This window comes from Sphingorhabdus sp. YGSMI21 (genome assembly GCF_002776575.1).
In the GTDB taxonomy this organism is placed as follows: Bacteria; Pseudomonadota; Alphaproteobacteria; order Sphingomonadales; family Sphingomonadaceae; genus Parasphingorhabdus.
In genome coordinates this window covers 2,988,529-3,005,241 of the sequence record NZ_CP022548.1, presented here as the reverse complement: position 1 = coordinate 3,005,241, position 16,713 = coordinate 2,988,529, and the positions used below count along the sequence as shown (strand labels likewise).

Below are 16,713 nucleotides of genomic sequence, written 5' to 3'. Positions count from 1 at the left end.
CAATTTGGATACAAAAAAGCCCCGCCGGTTTCCCGGCAGGGCCCAATCTTGTAATTTTTGTTCAATCTTAGAATTTGAACCGGACAACACCGCCGTAGGTACGAGGAGCGCTCGGATAACCGGAAACCGTTCCCGCCTGGGCTACACCGTCGAACACTGTCGTGAGGAACTGGTCGTTCAGCAGGTTGCGAACATAGGCACCGACTTCCAGGCCATTTTCAAGCTTGAGCGTCATCGAGCCGTTGACCAGATTGACCTCGCGATCGAAGATCTGGGTGTTGCCCAGGTCAGCGTTGAAGGTCGGCAGACCGTTGTTGATCGGCGTATTGCTTTCATGGCTATAGTCGATCCGCGTAATCAGCATATTTCCGCTGGCGCCGAATTCATGCGAGTAGGTCGCAGAAGTCGAAATGGCGAATTCGGGAATGCCGCCCGGCGTTGCGCCGCTCAGATTACCGAGAACACTACCCGGGAAGTCATCATATAGCGGATCGAGATAGGTCATCGCAAATGTGAACACCAAACCGTCGGCCGGATTGATATTGCTGTCAAACTCGAAACCCTTGACCGACTGCTGTCCTGCGTTCTGCAGGGCAAAACCGGTGCCGGTAAAGGCCAGGCTCTGGAAGCCCTTGATGGTCTGGTCGAACAATGCGAGGTTGAAGCCGAAGCCTTCCCACTGACCTTTGACGCCAACTTCATAGACGGTGGCATTTTCCGGTCCTGCAAAACGTGAACCGCTTCTCAGATTGGGAACAGCCAGACCGCCGTCGAGAATTGGTGACGAGGGCGCTGCGAAAGTCGATCCGCCCGGGCCCGCGATATAGTCGGTGCTCGAAGGCCGGCTGTCACGCGAAAGGTTGACCGAGCTCGCTTTGAAACCGGTCGCATAGCTCGCATAGACGTTCACCTGATCAGAAATCGCATAGGATGCGCGCAGCAGATAGGTGAATTTGTCGTCGCGGGTCTTTCCGTCTTCGACAGCATTCGGAATAGTTACGAACGGTGGCTGGAACTGGAATGCCGACAGGCCGAGCAACGGGTTTACGTTGGGGTCGGTTGCCGCAGCCAGCAAAGCCGCCTGGGTTGTGGCGGGAAGCGCCTGGAACTGGTCACGCGTGGTAACCGTTCCACTGGTCGCACCGACGATGAAGGCGTCTACCAGATTGATCTGACCCAGTGGATCGAAGCTCTGCTGCGCGAGGGCAAAATCCTTCTTGTCGTCAGTATAGTTGAAACCACCGGTGAAGACGAGGCCATCGACCGGTTCGAAATCAACCGTGCCGAAGATCGAATAGGACGTGTTGTCCATCGAGAATTGTTCGGACGTCAGCAGCGGGGTGAGGAAGATCGATTCCTGTGGCAGACCCAGAGCCAGTTCGACTCCGTTGAAAACGCTTGGATTGCCGGCGATGATGTCAGCCGGGTTTCCGCCTGCCAGAATTTCGAAGAAGTCACGGATCTGCGTGCCGTTTTCGATCTGGCTTTTCTGCGAGATGCTTTCGTCGAAATAATAGCCGCCAAGCAGGAAGTTGACCGGACCGTCAAAGTCGGACGCGACGCGGAATTCCTGGGTGAGCGTCTTCACCTTCTGGTTGCGGGTTTCGTTCGCAACATCAAGGCTGCTGTAATCGATGTCCGAAACGAACAGGTTCTTCAGTTCGCGATAGGAGGAAATCGAGGTGAAAGACAGCGGACCTGCATCATAGTCGACCTGGATCGAACCACCGTAATTGTCGACCTTGTTGATCGGAACCTGGTTGAGATAGGCATCATAGCTGAAACGGTCGGTCGAGAACTGGCCACCGAGCAACTGGATCGCTCCGGCGGTTGGTCCGGCGACAACCGTCGTCACCTGACAGCAGATTTCGTCAATCCGCGAATAGTCACCAATCGCACGGATTGTGATGTCCGAAGTCGGCTCGATCAGCAACTGGCCACGAGCCGCCCAGCGATTCCGGTCATTCTGCTCTTCGCCCAGATTGACAATCTTGGCATAGCCGTCGCGGCGGTTATAGCTGCCGTCGACCGAGAATGCGATATTGTCGGTCAGCGGGCCGGTGATGTCGCCCTTGACGACGACATTGTTGTAATTGCCGTAAATGGCTTCGACCGCACCGCCGAACTGGAATTGCGGTTCGCGCGTCACAACCGAGATAACGCCGGCCGATGCGTTCTTGCCGAACAGTGTCGATTGCGGGCCGTTCAGGACTTCGATGCGCTGGACATTGGGCAGGTCGGACAGAGCCGCAGCCGAGCGGGACCGGAACACGCCGTCGATGAAGACACCGACCGAAGGCTCGATGCCGAAGTTATTGTCGCCGTTGCCGAAGCCGCGAATGATGAAGGTCGATGCCGAAGAGGTCTGCAACTGGCTGACGCGCAGCGAAGGAGCGACCGACTGCAGATCGAGCACGTCACGGATCTGTGCGTTCTCGAGCGTTTCACCGGTTGTGACCGACACCGAAATCGGCGTTTCCTGCAGCGTGGTTTCACGCTTGGATGCGGTGACGACGATTACATTGTCATTGAAGGCTTCTTCTTCCTGCACATCCTGTGCGTAGGAAGGTGATGCGGCAATAACACCGCCCAATGCTGTAGCGGCTAAAAATTTAGCGATTTTCATGTGTTTCTCCTGCGCTCCGACCTTGTCGATCGGTGAGCTTATTTTTGGAATGGGTCCAACTACCCATTGTGCGGCGGGAACTGGTCTATATGGCGGGAATAGTCCAGACTATAAGCGAGAGAATCCCGCCGGATAGGCGCGAAATCCGCGAAATTCGCAATATCGTTGCAACTAAGTCACAGCTATCCGGATTTTGGATAAATTGGCGTCCCATGAACTTGCGGCCTGAAATGCGAATTTGCCGAGAAATTCGGCAGCCCTGCCCTTCTGCGCGCCCCCCCCCTCCGCAACCGTGAGGACCTTTTGATTCGCCCCTATGTGCAATCGTTCGAGCGACATCGGCAAATATTGAGACAAATATCCCGTAAACCCGGCTGGTCCTTGAGAATGCTTGTCAGGCAGCCACGGCGTTTTCACAGAAAATGTCGATGATGGTGCCCCTGGCCCGACTCGAACGGGCACTCCTTGCGGAACTGCATTTTGAGTGCAGCGCGTCTACCAATTCCACCACAGGGGCTCCGGCTGTATCATTTGCTGTACAGCGAAATCGTGGCTCTGTTAGCGAACAGCCATTGCGCTGGCAACGGCTTTTTCCGCTGTCTGCGCGCGCAAGCAATTCAATAGAGCGGGCTCACAGTGGCGGCCTGGAAAAGCCAGAGCGGAAAAGCGGCAATCGCCATCAGGCTGCCGAGCGGCAGCATGGTTCCGGCAACCACGCTTTTGCCCCGCAGTCGCCAGGAGATCGCGACCAGGATTCCGACCAGACTGGCGCCGAGCAGGACAAGCGGCAACATTTGCCAGCCAAGCCAGCAGCCGATCGCGCCAAGCATCTTGGGATCGCCACCACCCATGCCGTCGCGCTTTCTGATGCCTTTATATAGGGCCGCTATGATTGCCAGGGATGCAAAGCCGGCCACGCCGCCGATCAGCCGATCCTGCAAGGATGGGTCTGCCGACAACAGGCTGGCCAGAACACCGGAAATCGCCAGCGTTGCCGTCAGGCGGTCGGGCAACCAGTGATGCTTCACGTCCAGCGCTGCGAGTGTCAGCAACAGCCAGCCGAACAGCGCGCCAGCCAGTCCGTTCCCGTCCGGCGAAACCAGCACCGAAAGTCCGCCGACCAGTGCAGCCGCCAGTTCGATTCCCGGATGATCGCTGGCAATTGCCGCTCCGCATTGCCGGCACTTCCCGGCCTGCAGGACGAAGCTGAGCACCGGGATCAGCTCGCCGGCGCGCAAATTATGTCCGCAATGATCGCAGGCGGAGCGACCGGCAACCACCGATCGGCCTTCCGGCCATCTGATGATCAGTGTCGCCAGAAAGCTGCCGACGACAAGGCCCAGGAGCATAGCGGGAAAAGGCAGAAGATAGGCGGGCAAAGGGCGCTCCAGAGAAGAATTTCCAGATCGATTGGCACGACCGGTGCCGGCATTCAATGGCGCAATTGAAAAACCGGTTGGCCGCGCCTATGTCCTTTTCAAGAATCGCGCTCGCCCCGGCGGCGCATCAAACCCAGAAAGGTCCATCCATGTCCAATTCCGATCCGATCGTCATTCTTTCCTATGCCCGTACGCCGATGGGCGGCATGCAGGGTGCGCTTGGCGAGGTCAGCGCATCCGATCTGGGTGCTGTTGCGGTCAAGGCTGCCGTCGAGCGCGCCGGTGTGGACGGCTCTGACGTGGAGCGCATCTATATGGGCAATGTCCTTTCCGCCGGTCAGGGCCAGGCCCCTGCCCGCCAGGCAGCGATTTTTGCCGGCCTGCCGCAATCGGTTGAAGCAACCACGGTCAACAAGATGTGCGGTTCCGGCATGCAGGCCGCTATCATGGGCGCAGAAGCCCTGGCCGCCGGGTCGATCGACATGCTCGTCGCCGGTGGCATGGAAAGCATGACCAATGCGCCTTACCTGCTGCCCAAGATGCGCAGCGGTGCGCGTCTCGGCCATACCGAAGCGAAGGATCATATGTTCCTCGACGGGCTGGAAGACGCCTACGAACCGGGCCGGGCGATGGGCAGCTTTGCCGAGGAAACCGTCGGCGAATATCAGTTGTCCCGCGAAGCACAGGACGAATATTCGATTGAATCGCTGGCCCGCGCCAAGACCGCCGTCGAAGGCGATGCCTTTGATGACGAAGTGGTCGCGGTCGAAGTGAAAACCCGCAAGGGCAGCGTCACGGTCGACAAGGACGAACAGCCGCTCAAGGGCAATCCGGACAAAATTCCACAGCTCCGCCCTGCTTTTGCCAAGGACGGCACGATCACTGCGGCCAATGCATCCTCCATCTCTGACGGCGCAGCGGCGATGGTGCTGACTCGCGCCAGCGTGGCTGAAGCCAAGGGGCTGAAGCCGGTGGCGCGGATTGTCGGCCACTCCGCCCACGCCCACGCCCCGGCAAAATTCACCACCGCGCCGGTCAGCGCGATCAAGAAGCTCCTTGAAAAAACCGGCTGGTCGGTGGCCGATGTCGATCTCTGGGAAGTGAACGAGGCTTTCGCCTGCGTCGCCATGTTCGCGATGCAGGATATCGGAATCAGCCGCGACAAGCTGAACGTCAATGGCGGCGCTACCGCTCTGGGTCACCCGATTGGCGCCAGCGGTGCCCGGATCATGGTGACTCTGGTTGCAGCCCTGAAAAAACGCGGTCTGAAAAAAGGCGTCGCGGCGCTGTGCATTGGCGGCGGCGAGGCGACAGCAGTGGCGATCGAACTGATCGACTGATCATTTCAGCGGTTCGTCGCCCCAGACATCCTTTATGCTGATATATCCCTGACGACCGGTAACGTCGAACAGGCACCAGCCTTTTTCGCAAAGGGTCAGGCTGCCCACGACGCCCGGTTCGGCCCGCCAGATGATTTTGGCATTGGGATCGGGAAAGGCGCGCATGGCGACCGGCTTGCCGCTGGTCGCCAGCACCAGGCCGGTCCGCGATGCGCTCAGCAGGCGCGCGTGCATCCAGCCCTGCGTCCCTTCATGATCCTCGACCTTGCGCCATGATTTATAGCGCGCCAGAATCTTGATCGGCAGCTTTTCGCGCTTGTAGATCCACATCGTCGGATATTCGGTACTGGGGCCGGTGCGCATCCGTGCCTCCGGCTCGTCGATCGACGCCCAATATGGTGGTTCCTGTTGCGCGGAAGCAGGCGATGCCAGGACCAGGCCCGGAATCGCGACAAGCATGAAAGCCGAAATACGCATGATGATGGTTTACTCTTCCCCGAATTGACCAAAGCATAGCCCGAAAACCGCGTCCGCTTCAAGCGCCACCTGCTTGACCTGAACCGAAATTCGGGCATAGCAACAGGTCTATGCCAGACTCACCAGCCATCTCGAACCCCCGTGTCATCATCACCCGCGAATTGGCGGATTCCAATCAGAATCGCATGTGCGAACTGTTTGATGCGGTACCAAATTACAGCGACAGACCCTTTTCCCGCGAGGATCTGATTGCAGCCATGGCGGATTGCGATGTCCTCGTGCCGACCGTGACCGATCAAATCGACGCAGAGATGATTGCCAATGCTCCCGAACGATTGCGGATGATCGCAAGCTTCGGTGCCGGGGTCGATCATATCGACCTCGCAGCGGCGCGCGCGAAAAAGATACTCGTCACAAATACGCCCGGCGTCTTCACCGAAGACACCGCGGACATGACCATGGCGCTGATCCTGTCCGTCCCGCGCCGCCTGTCCGAAGGCGAAAAGCTGATGCGGAGCGGACAATGGGAAGGCTGGAAACCATCGGGCATGCTCGGCCATTGTATCGGCGGCAAGAAGCTCGGTATCGTCGGCATGGGCCGGATCGGCCAGGCTGTGGCCCGCCGGGCCTCCGGCTTTGGCATGTCGATCTTTTACCACAACCGCCGCCAGTTGCCGCCGGCTGTCGAGGAATCACTGCGCGCCAGCTTTGTCGCCGATCTCGACGAACTGGTCCGCGAATGTGACATTATTTCGCTTCATTGCCCCCATACGGCGGAAACGCACGAGATGATCAATGCCCGGCGAATCGCAATGATGAAACCTTCAACCTATCTGATCAACACCGCCCGCGGCGATCTGGTGAACGAGGACGCACTGATCGATGCCCTGCTGAACGAGCGGATCGGCGGTGCCGGCCTCGATGTCTACCAGAACGAGCCCGCCATTGATCCGCGTTTCCTGTCACTCAAGAACATGGTCCTGCTTCCCCATATGGGCAGCGCAACCTTTGAGGGGCGCGAAGCTTCCGGGGAAAGGGTGATCACCAACATCCGAGTATGGGCCGACGGCCACCGCCCCCCGGACCAGGTTCTCGAAGGCTGGATTTAAGCTTTCCGTTGAGTCCCCTTCCCGTCTCGACTAGGAATTCGTCGCAATCTGATTCGCAAGGGCGAACAGGCATAATAAAATTATAGCTGCGGGGATCGTCATGAAATATCCAGTCAAATCCATAGGCGCCATGTTGGCGGTCGGCCTGGCGGCTTCGCCGCTGCAGGCGCAACTGGCAATCGATCCCGCCATCGCCGCCGATGCCGCGAACAGCGGCGACACAGCCTGGATTTTGACATCCAGCGCGCTCGTTCTGCTGATGACCCTTCCCGGCCTGGCGCTGTTCTATGGTGGCCTCGTCCGCGCGAAGAATTTTCTCTCGGTCCTGATCCAGTGCATGGCGGTGGTCGGCATTTGTTCGGTCCTGTGGATCGTCATTGGCTATTCGCTGGCCTTCGGTCCGGTCACCAACGGATTTCTCGGCAGCGGCTTCAACGCGATGCTGAACAATCTCGGCAATGTCCGAGAAGCCACCTCGATACCGGAATCCGCCTTTGCCATGTTCCAGCTTACCTTTGCCGTGATCACGCCCGCGCTGATGATCGGCGCCTGGGTCGAGCGGGCCCGCTTTGGCTGGGTCGTCGCCTTTTGCGCGCTCTGGTTGCTCGTAGTCTATGCGCCCGTGACCCATTGGGTCTGGGGCGGCGGCTGGCTGAGCAATCTCGGCGTACTCGATTTTGCTGGCGGTATTGTGGTGCATACAACGGCTGGCGTTTCCGCGCTGGTTGTCGCAATCATGCTCGGTAAGCGCATGGGCTGGCCCAAGACGCTCATGCTTCCGCATAGCCCTGCCCTGACCGTCGCCGGTGCGGCCATGCTCTGGGTCGGCTGGTTCGGATTCAATGGCGGCTCCGCGCTGACAGCAACCGACGATGCCTCGGCGGCCATCATCAATACCCATATCGCCGCCTCCATGGCCGCGCTGGTCTGGATACTGATCGAGAAATTCAAGGTCGGCAAGCCAACCGCGGTTGGCGTCGCGACCGGTGCCATTGCCGGTCTGGCAACGATAACCCCGGCCGCAGGCTTTGTAGGCCCCGGCGCGTCGATCCTCATCGGAACGGCCGCCGCAATCGTCTGCTTCTTTGCTGTGGGGCTGGTGAAGAACGGCTTCAAGATCGACGACAGCCTCGACGTTTTTGCGGTCCACGGCGTCGGCGGGATATTGGGTAGCCTGCTGCTCGCATTGTTCATCTCTGAAAGTTTCGGCGGCACCGGCTATGGCGAAAACATGGCCTTTGGCAGCCAGTTTGTTGCCCAGCTGATCGGCGTCGGCGCGGTCGCCATATGGTCGGCGGTCGCCACGGCGATCCTCGGTTTCGGCATCAGCTACATCCTGCCGATGCGGGTCAGCGAGGATGACGAACGCGATGGCCTGGATATCTCCAACCATGGCGAACGGGCCTGGGATCTGGATTGACGGGAATTTATCCTCTCCCTCAAGGGAGAGGGTCGTGCAAACTTGGCAGCTTGCTGCCTGGTCGGAGCTGGGTTGAGGGTTCTCTAAACCCCAGACAGCAGAACACCCTCATCCAACTGCGCCTAATTCGCTTCGCTCATAAGGCTTTATATCCTTCTCCCGCACGGGAGAAGGCACGCTGTCCGCTACAGCTCCAGATGCAGAAACTGGTTGAAGTCGCTCGACACATAGCCGCCAAACGGCTCGCCATTTTCAAACCCCCGTTTCCGGTACAGGGTCAGCGCGGCTTCGAATTCCGCGCCCGATCCGGTTTCCAGACTCAGCCGTCGATAGCCGCGCTCTCTGGCCACCGCGATAATATGGTCGAGAATGGCCAGGCCGACACCCTTGCGCAAATGCCGGGCATCGGTGCGCATCGACTTGATTTCGCCGGTCGATGGTGAAAGCTGCTTGAGCGCGCCAATGCCGCACAGGTCTGTGCCTTCCCATGCCGTCCAGACCGAGACATCGGGCGTACGCAGACCCGAGAGATCGAGCGCATAAACGCTGTCCGGCGGCGAATTTTCCTGCATGCCGGCGAGATGCGCAGCCAGCAGGTCCTGAACCTGCTGGCCGCTCAGATCATCGCGCCGGATGTCCAACTCAGTCGCCCGTAAGGATCCGATCCACCAGTTGCTTCACCGTCGGCACAAAGCCGTTGGAGTAGAAGGGATCGGTACCGAAATTATACGCGCCATGGCCGGCGAACATCAGATGTTCCTCGACCGGAGCGCCATGAACGATTTCCTGCAGGCTTTTCTGGATACAGAAGCTGCGCGGATCGGCAAGCCGCCCGGTGCTGAAATTGTCATGGTCCTTCCAGGCGGAAAAACCGCAATGGGACAGGCAGCCCATGCAATCCGCCTGATCCTTGCGGATCATTTTCGACTCTTCAGGCGTCGCAAATATCAAAGTATTATCCGGCGTCTTCATCGCCATGGTAAAGCCGAGGCCGTCCCATTCGCGCGCGCGGAGCAGATCATTGCGTGTGACCCAGAAATTCTTGCCCTTGACCCCGACATCCAGCTGGTGGGTATGCTCGCCGGCCTTCTCAGTCGAATAGGGAATCTGCCGTTCCGACCGCGCTTCAAGACTGCGCAAAAATTCGTTGCGCACCGCGGAACTGTAGAATCCGGTCGGCGAGAATTTGTGCAGAAGGATATCGCCTTCCTTGATCTTGGTCAGCTCGCTCTTCCAGCTTTCCGGGATCGGGCTTTCCTTGGTGAGCAAGGGCCGGGTGCCGAACTGGAAGGCAATCTGGCCGAGCTCTTCGCTGTCGATCCAGTCCTGCCAGTCGCGCAGATGCCAGACACCGCCGGCCATGATGATCGGCACGCTGTCTGCTATGCCCTCGGCGCGCATTGTCTCGCGCAGCGCCTTGACTCGCGGATAGGGATCTTCCGGTTTGCGCGGATCTTCGGCATTGGACAGACCGTTGTGGCCGCCAGCCAGCCAAGGATCCTCATAGACCACAGCAGCCATCAGATCCGGAACCTTTTTGTAGGCCCGCTTCCACAGCGCTCGAAAGGCACGGGCGGAACTGATGATCGGCAGATAGTTTACGCCATATTGCTGGGCAATCTCGGACAGCTTGTAGGGCATGCCGGCACCGCAGGTGACCCCTGCGACCATGCCCTTGGTCTGTTCGAGCACGCCTTCCAGCACCTGCTGCGCGCCGCCCATTTCCCACAGGACGTTAATATTGATCGCGCCCCTGCCCTCAGAAATTTCATAAGCCTGCTTGACCTGCGTCACCGCACCGTCGATCGCATAGTCGATCAATTCCTGATGCCGCTCTTCGCGTTTCCGGCCATGATAGATTTGCGGGATGACATTGCCATGTTCGTCATAGCTGTCCGCATTGACTGCGGATACCGTGCCGATGCCGCCGGCAGCCGCCCAGGCTCCCGAACTGGCGTGATTGGTGGCTGCGACGCCTTTTCCACCCTCGATCAACGGCCATACTTCCTGACCGTTATACTGAATGGGTTTTAAGCCCTTGAACAATGAAATCTCCTATTTTCCCCAAAGGCCGATATAGACACCGGCAACTAAAAATGCTCGAAAAAAACTCTGCTGCTTGAAACGCTATTTGCCCGGGCCGAAATCCGCGCGTCCCTGCGCCTGTCCGTAGAGCAGCGCGTAGCGGGCCAGCATCTTGCTTTCGTTATATTCCGCCTGCGCCTTGAGCCGGTTCTGCATCCCGAGGTCTTCGCGCAACTGCTGGTGCTGGACAAGGGTTGTCAGCGATTCGAAAAATTTGCTTTCGTCACCGAGCGGCTTGATGAACCCCTGATTGGCCTGCGACACCATCGATTTGATGTCGCCGACATCGGTCGCGGCCACAGGCAACCCTGCCGCCATCGCCTCGATCAGCGAAATCGGAAATTGCTCACTGTCGGAGGACAGTGCAAAAATGTCGAACAGTCCGATATAGCGCGCCGGGTCGGCCAGAAAGCCCGGCATCAGCAAGCGATCACCGAGCCCCGCACGTTGTGCCTCGGCCTGTATCCTGTCTTTTTCCGGCCCTTCGCCAACGATTACCAACCGGACATTATCGCCTGCTGCAGCACAGGCCCGGACCAGTCGTGGCATATTCTTGATCGCGCGCAGTCCGGCCACGGTGCCGACAACAACCTCGCCTTCGCGCCGGATGAAGCCGGGCAGAGCACCGCGCTGCGCTTTTTTCTCGAAACGCTTCACGTCGATGCCATTCGGGATCCGGTGGATCTTCTGTTCCGGCTGTTTCCAGACATCCCTGGCAATGCGCACAAGATTTTCGGACGGCACGACCAGCGCCTGGGCTGCCCCTAGCGCGAATTTGCGGAACAGATTGCGTTTCCAGTTGAGCTTTTTCTGCTCGTCCTCGTTAAAGCCGTCCTCATGATGGATCAGCGGCGGCAGGCCCTCGATCCGCGAGAAAAGCGTTCGCGCCATCACGCCGTCCATCGAGCCCCAGTTATAGGACAAGATCAGATCGAACTGGCGGAAATAGGTAACAAATTCGCGATAGCGTTTCAACGACGGCTTGCCGGCAAGCGACGGCGCGTCGGTAGGAAAGCTCACCTTGATTGCCGGATCGATCGCTTCGCGAGCGGACAGGCTGCCGGGTTCGGCAGACAGGATCACATGTTCGGCAGCGGCACCGAAATGGTTCATCAACCTGACGGCGCGCGCTTCCTTGCCGCCCAGATTGAAGGTGCTGTGCAGATGCAATATCTTGGCTGGTTTCATGCGATTGTGATGCTCGGCTGTCTGGAACGGGTCAGTCGATGCGGTGGAGCAATTGGTTGATCGCGTCAAGCGAGGCGGGCTCTTCCAGCGTCGGACAATGGCCTACGCGCGGTATCGTGACCAGATCGGCCTTGTCGAGCTTGTCGACCATCTTGCGAGCGACCTCTTCGCTGAACAGATCCGACAGTTCGCCACGCAATAAGAGCGTCGGAATATCCTGCATATTCTCCAGCGCATTCCAGAGAGCGCCGCTGCCACCGCCCTTGCTGTCGAAGGGTTCGGCAATTTTCATGTCATAGTCCAGCTTGATCCGCCCGGAACTGTTCATCCGGTAAACTTTCTTGGCAAAGGCAATCCAGTCCTTGAGCGTAAAATCCGGGAAAATGTCGCCGTTATTTTCTGCCATGTCGCGCCCGGCGTGCGCCCAAGTGTCAAAGCTGCGACCCTGCCCGACATGGTCGGCGATCCGGTCGAGCCCTTTCTGATCGAGTTCGGGACCGATGTCGTTCAGCAGCGCGCCAGCCACCCGTTCGGGATATTTTTTCGCCATGATCATCGTGACCACGCCGCCCAACGATGTGCCGAAAAATATCGCTTTCGGTATCGTCAACTCGTCCATCAGCATGATGATGTCGGAGACATATTGTTTCGGATTGTAAGTGCTGCTTTCCTTGGCATATTCGCTCAGACCGCGTCCGCGCAAATCCAGCATGATGATCCGGCGACCGCCACCGAAGCCCGCGCCCAGATGCTCAAAGTCGCGGGCATTGCGGGTCAATCCGGGGATGCAGATAACCGGTATCTTGCCGCTGTCCGAGGGATAGTCACGGGCGTGCAGTTTCAGCCCGTCATCGGATTCCCAGTAGACATCCTGATAGCCATTTTCTTCGCTCATCCTGTTCCTCGTCCCGTCTTGCCACTTGCTGCGCAACCGATTAGCCGCCACTGTGGTAGAATGCCATATAAACCGCAAGCAGAACCCGGCAAGACCGACTATCGGGCCGACGTCCAGATTACCCGATTGGGAGAAAAGATCGGCGATCCGGTCGCCGCCGCCAATTTCCCGCAGCATATCCTGCGTTTCAGAAATGACCGTTGGGATCAGAGCGTAGGACTGGACCAGCTGGACGGGCCGCAATGGGTCAACCATTTCGGCACGTTCCAGCCGCTGCCGGACAATCTCGATCCGCCGCTGGCGCTGCGCTATCACGGCCACCAGTTCCGCAACTATAATCCGGACATCGGCGACGGGCGGGGCTTTTTGTTCGCGCAAATGCGCGACCATGATGGCAGGCTGATGGATCTTGGTACCAAGGGTTCCGGCACCACGCCCTGGAGTCGGAGCGGCGATGGCCGGCTGACTCTGAAAGGTGCAGTCCGCGAAATTCTGGCCACGGAAATGCTCGAGGCACTGGGCGTCAATACGTCGAAGACCTTTTCCGTGGTTGAAACTGGCGAGAAACTGATGCGGGGCGACGAGCCTTCCCCCACCCGCTCGGCGGTGATGACCCGGCTCAGCCACAGTCATATCCGGATCGGCGCGTTCCAGCGCATGGCCTATGAGAAAAACGAAGCGCTGATGCGGCAGCTGGTCGACTATTGTCTGGAAAATTATTTTGGCGGAGCGCAGACCGACGATCCCGCTACGGAATTATTCGCAAGAACAACCGAGCAAGTGGCCCGGCTCGCCGGCGCCTATATGACCGCTGGTTTCGTTCATGGCGTGCTCAACACCGACAATATCAATATTACCGGCGAGAGCTTTGATTACGGTCCGTGGCGTTTCACCCCTTATTGGGAGCCGGGCTTCACCGCCGCCTATTTCGATCATGAAGGCCTATATTGCTTTGGCAGGCAGCCGGAGGCTTTGCACTGGGATCTGGCGCAATTTGCCAGCGCCCTGCGGCTGGTGGCCGAGAGTGACCCTCTGGTTGCGACGCTGGAGACGTTTCCGAAAGCCTATGGCATCGCCTTTACCGAACATTTCTGCTGGCGTCTTGGCGTCAAATCCGAGGGCTTTGAAAAAGACCGCGATCTGGTGGTTGCAGCGGAAAAAGGTCTGGCGCAAAAAACCGTCGAGATCGACCGGTTCTTCTTCGATTGGGGCAAATGCGAAAATCTCGCCCGGCCAGAGGACAAGTCACCCGAATTTGCCGACTTCCGGACCTTGATCGCCGATCGCGCACGCATAAGACAGCCGTCCAGCGAATATTGGCAGAAACCGGAGCCTTGTTCTATGCATATCGAGGAAGTTGAATCGATCTGGGACGCCATTGCCGACGATGACAATTGGGAACCACTGACGAAAAAGGTCAATGATATCCGTGCGATGGGCGCTGCTCTGCGCAACGGCTGATATATGCTCGGGCACCAGCTGGCGTTCGGGAAGAATTCATCATGGGGCGTTAAGTCTTCAAGCCCTATGGTCTATCGCGAGAGATGTGCCATATATGGTTTATTGTGCAACTAATCCGTAGAAAACAGAGGCCAATTTGAGCGACCTGATATCCATCGAACCAGCAACCGGAGCAACCCTTTGGACAGGTGCCAGCGGGGACGCCGATGCCGTGGTGGCCCGGGCGCGCGAAGCCTGGCCTGGCTGGGCCGCCACTGCGCTGGTCAAACGGATCGAAGCGGTGCGGCGCTACGCCAACCGCATTCGCACCGGCAGCGATGAGCTTGCGGAACTGATCTCCCGCGAAACCGGGAAGCCGCTCTGGGAATCGCGGACGGAAGTCGAATCGGTGATCAACAAGGTCGATATTTCGGTCCGCGCCTTTGCCGACCGGACGCCGCAGCGCCAGTTGCCGAGCCAGCCCAATATGCGCGCGGCCCTGCGGCACAAGCCACACGGTGTGCTGGCCGTGCTCGGTCCCTATAATTTCCCAGCCCATCTGCCGAACGGTCATATCGTCCCGGCGCTGATTGCCGGCAATACGATTGTGTTCAAGCCATCGGAAAAAACGCCCGCTGTCGGACAATATCTGATGGATGCCTTCGAACAGTCCGGGATGCCTGCCGGTGTCGTCAATATATTGCACGGTGGCCCCGCAACCGGCAAACAGCTGACCGCCAACGAAGGGCTGGACGGGGTCCTGTTCACCGGCTCGGCGCGGACCGGTATCGCGCTCAACCGCCAGTTTGCATCGCGGCCAGACAAGATACTGGCGCTGGAAATGGGCGGCAATAATCCGATCATCGCCTGGGACACCAGCGATATCCACAGCGCTGCCGTACTGATCGTCCAGTCCGCTTTCCTGAGCGCCGGCCAGCGCTGTTCCGCCGCGAGCCGCCTGATCGTGAAAGACGAGATTTACGATCGCATCATCAAGGAAGTGAAGCGAATCACCGACCGACTTATCATCGACGAGCCCTTCGCCTCGCCCGCCCCGTTCATGGGTCCGGTGATCGACAATGATACCGCAGACGGCTTGACCGAAAGCTTCCTTGCACTGATGAGCCATGGCGGCAAGCCGATCAAGCATATGGCAAGGCCAGTCGCGGGGCTCCCCTTTCTGACGCCCGGCATCATCGATGTGACCGAGCTTGAGGAAAGGCCGGACATCGAATTGTTCGGACCCATCCTCCAGGTTGTCCGCGTTGCCGACTTCGAGGAAGCGATCGCCGAGGCAAACAACACGCGTTACGGCCTGTCTTCTGCGCTAATCGGCGGAACCGCCCAGCATTATGACCAATTCTGGTCAAGCAGCCGGGCCGGCATCGTGAACTGGAACAAGATGACCGTGGGCGCATCGTCCGAAGCCCCCTTCGGCGGCATCGGCCTGTCGGGCAACCATCGGCCAAGTGCCTATTATGCTGCCGACTATTGCGCCTATCCGGTCGTTTCGATGGAAGCGGAGAAAGCACGGGCCAGAATCGGCATCGGCCTGAAGGACGAAAACAGCGAGCAAGAAGAATAGGCGCTAGCCACAAATAGCTAAGCTTAGGCGCCCCCAAAAACTTCTGTTTTGAACATCTTGCCCGATGCGCGCATATCGCATTCATGGAAAAAACATCAAACAGGACGCCCGCGGCGGGCAAAGTCTATCTGGTCGGTGCCGGTCCGGGCGATCCCGAGTTGCTGACGCTGAAAGCAGCAAGGCTGCTGGAACGCGCCGATGTGATCGTCCATGACGGTCTGGTCAGTCAGGACATTCTGGACCTCGCATCCCCGACCGCACGCTATATTTCGGTCGCGAAGAAACGCTCGCTGCACAGCGTCGCGCAGGACCAGATCAACACTATCCTGATCGAAGAAGCGGGCAAGGGCCATCTGGTCGTGCGGCTCAAGGGCGGCGATCCGTTCATTTTCGGACGCGGTGGCGAAGAAGCCGATGATTGCGTCGCTGCCGGTGTCGCGGTCGAGGTTGTACCCGGTATCAGCGCGGCGCTCGGCTGCGCTGCCCAGGCACGCATGCCCCTCACTCATCGAGACGCCTCCAGCGCGGTCAGCTTCGTTGCGGGCCAGTGCAAGGGTCTGTCAGACCAGAACTGGTCTGGACTGGCCGGCAAGGGTCGCACTTTAGTCATCTATATGGGCGTTGCCAATGCCGAAGCGATCGTCGAAAAACTGATCGCCGACGGAGCCGCTCCCGACCTGCCGGTAGCGGTGTTGGAAAACGGCACACGCTCGGATTTTCGTGCGCTTCGCACGCTGTTGACCGACCTTGGCGACATGGTCCGCCGCGAAAATGTCAAAAGCCCGGCGCTGCTCGTGGTCGGCGAAGTCGCCCGCTACGGCGATGCCGACGATAAATTTCGAGAATTTGCAACAATGGCGGGAGTGGTCGCATGAAAATCTTGACCGGAAATGATCTCAAAACCGGTGACGTTATCTGGTGGACCGGCCTCGACTGGTCCCGCTTCGTCAAGGACGCGACCGATGTCGGCGAGCAGGGCGAAGCAATTCTGCAGCGCGAAGAAGCCGCCCGCCGGGTGAACTCTCCCTATATTATCGAAGCCGAACAGACCGAAGACGGCCCGCGTCCGGGCCACATCAAGGACCGGGTCCGCGCACTCGGACCGACCGTCCGGCCCGACCTGACATTAAAGCCGGCCGATCCCGACGCCGGCGAATGGGTGATCTGAC

The 16,713-nt window shown here is 58.9% G+C and carries 14 protein-coding genes and 1 tRNA gene; 7 read left to right on the top strand and 8 right to left on the bottom strand.

Features of this window, described 5'->3' with window-relative positions; genetic code table 11:
- Positions 1-67 precede the first annotated feature (67 nt).
- From CHN51_RS14435 to CHN51_RS14425, 3 genes are all read right to left on the bottom strand, one after another.
- The gene (locus CHN51_RS14435; RefSeq protein WP_100094647.1) at positions 68-2,626 is read right to left on the bottom strand and encodes a TonB-dependent receptor; all 2,559 of its coding nucleotides are present in this window, start codon (positions 2,624-2,626) and stop codon (positions 68-70) included.
- Positions 2,627-3,058: 432 nt separating this feature from the next.
- Positions 3,059-3,143 (bottom strand) — tRNA-Leu (locus CHN51_RS14430).
- 100 nt (positions 3,144-3,243) lie between these two features.
- On the bottom strand, positions 3,244-4,005 hold the full coding sequence (locus tag CHN51_RS14425; protein ID WP_240616745.1) for an A24 family peptidase: 762 nt from the start codon (positions 4,003-4,005) through the stop codon (positions 3,244-3,246).
- A 149-nt stretch (positions 4,006-4,154) separates the two neighbouring features.
- On the opposite strand from CHN51_RS14425, the gene CHN51_RS14420 reads away from it, so the two are divergent.
- On the top strand, positions 4,155-5,345 hold the full coding sequence (locus CHN51_RS14420; RefSeq protein WP_240616744.1) for an acetyl-CoA C-acyltransferase: 1,191 nt from the start codon (positions 4,155-4,157) through the stop codon (positions 5,343-5,345).
- Here the strand turns inward: CHN51_RS14420 and CHN51_RS14415 are convergent, their stop codons facing one another.
- A complete protein-coding gene (locus CHN51_RS14415; RefSeq protein WP_100094645.1) occupies positions 5,346-5,822 on the bottom strand; it encodes an SH3 domain-containing protein in 477 nt (158 codons plus the stop codon).
- 110 nt (positions 5,823-5,932) lie between these two features.
- On the opposite strand from CHN51_RS14415, the gene CHN51_RS14410 reads away from it, so the two are divergent.
- Together CHN51_RS14410 and CHN51_RS14405 are read left to right on the top strand one after the other, a co-directional pair.
- Entirely contained in the window at positions 5,933-6,931 is a 999-nt protein-coding gene (locus CHN51_RS14410) for a D-glycerate dehydrogenase (protein ID WP_100094644.1), read from the top strand.
- 100 nt (positions 6,932-7,031) lie between these two features.
- On the top strand, positions 7,032-8,351 hold the full coding sequence (locus CHN51_RS14405) for an ammonium transporter (protein WP_100094643.1): 1,320 nt from the start codon (positions 7,032-7,034) through the stop codon (positions 8,349-8,351).
- Positions 8,352-8,536: 185 nt separating this feature from the next.
- Here CHN51_RS14405 and CHN51_RS14400 read toward each other — a convergent pair whose 3' ends face one another.
- From CHN51_RS14400 to CHN51_RS14385, 4 genes are all read right to left on the bottom strand, one after another.
- Entirely contained in the window at positions 8,537-8,992 is a 456-nt protein-coding gene (locus tag CHN51_RS14400) for a GNAT family N-acetyltransferase (RefSeq protein ID WP_240616743.1), read from the bottom strand.
- A 1-nt stretch (position 8,993) separates the two neighbouring features.
- Complete coding sequence (locus CHN51_RS14395) at positions 8,994-10,397, bottom strand: nitronate monooxygenase (RefSeq protein WP_100094642.1); 1,404 nt, start codon at positions 10,395-10,397, stop codon at positions 8,994-8,996.
- An 81-nt stretch (positions 10,398-10,478) separates the two neighbouring features.
- Entirely contained in the window at positions 10,479-11,693 is a 1,215-nt protein-coding gene (locus CHN51_RS14390; protein ID WP_346426328.1) for a glycosyltransferase, read from the bottom strand.
- Positions 11,656-12,519 carry an alpha/beta hydrolase gene (locus CHN51_RS14385; protein ID WP_100094640.1) on the bottom strand — a complete coding sequence of 288 codons (864 nt, stop codon included), beginning with the start codon at positions 12,517-12,519 and terminating at the stop codon, positions 11,656-11,658. Before CHN51_RS14385 ends, CHN51_RS14390 begins: the two co-directional genes overlap by 38 nt.
- A 60-nt stretch (positions 12,520-12,579) precedes the next feature.
- Between CHN51_RS14385 and CHN51_RS14380 the strand changes: the two genes are divergently transcribed.
- The 4 genes from CHN51_RS14380 (at position 12,580) to CHN51_RS14365 (ending at position 16,712) form a co-directional block, all read left to right on the top strand.
- A complete protein-coding gene (locus CHN51_RS14380) occupies positions 12,580-13,980 on the top strand; it encodes a protein adenylyltransferase SelO family protein (protein WP_100094639.1) in 1,401 nt (466 codons plus the stop codon).
- 136 nt (positions 13,981-14,116) lie between these two features.
- Positions 14,117-15,544 carry a succinylglutamate-semialdehyde dehydrogenase gene (astD, locus tag CHN51_RS14375; protein WP_100094638.1) on the top strand — a complete coding sequence of 476 codons (1,428 nt, stop codon included), beginning with the start codon at positions 14,117-14,119 and terminating at the stop codon, positions 15,542-15,544.
- 83 nt (positions 15,545-15,627) lie between these two features.
- Positions 15,628-16,419, top strand: coding sequence for a uroporphyrinogen-III C-methyltransferase (cobA, locus tag CHN51_RS14370; protein WP_100094637.1), 792 nt, complete (start codon positions 15,628-15,630; stop codon positions 16,417-16,419).
- A complete protein-coding gene (locus CHN51_RS14365; RefSeq protein WP_100094636.1) occupies positions 16,416-16,712 on the top strand; it encodes a DUF2849 domain-containing protein in 297 nt (98 codons plus the stop codon). The genes cobA and CHN51_RS14365 overlap by 4 nt, the downstream gene beginning before the upstream one ends.
- The last annotated feature ends 1 nt before the right edge of the window (position 16,713 follow it).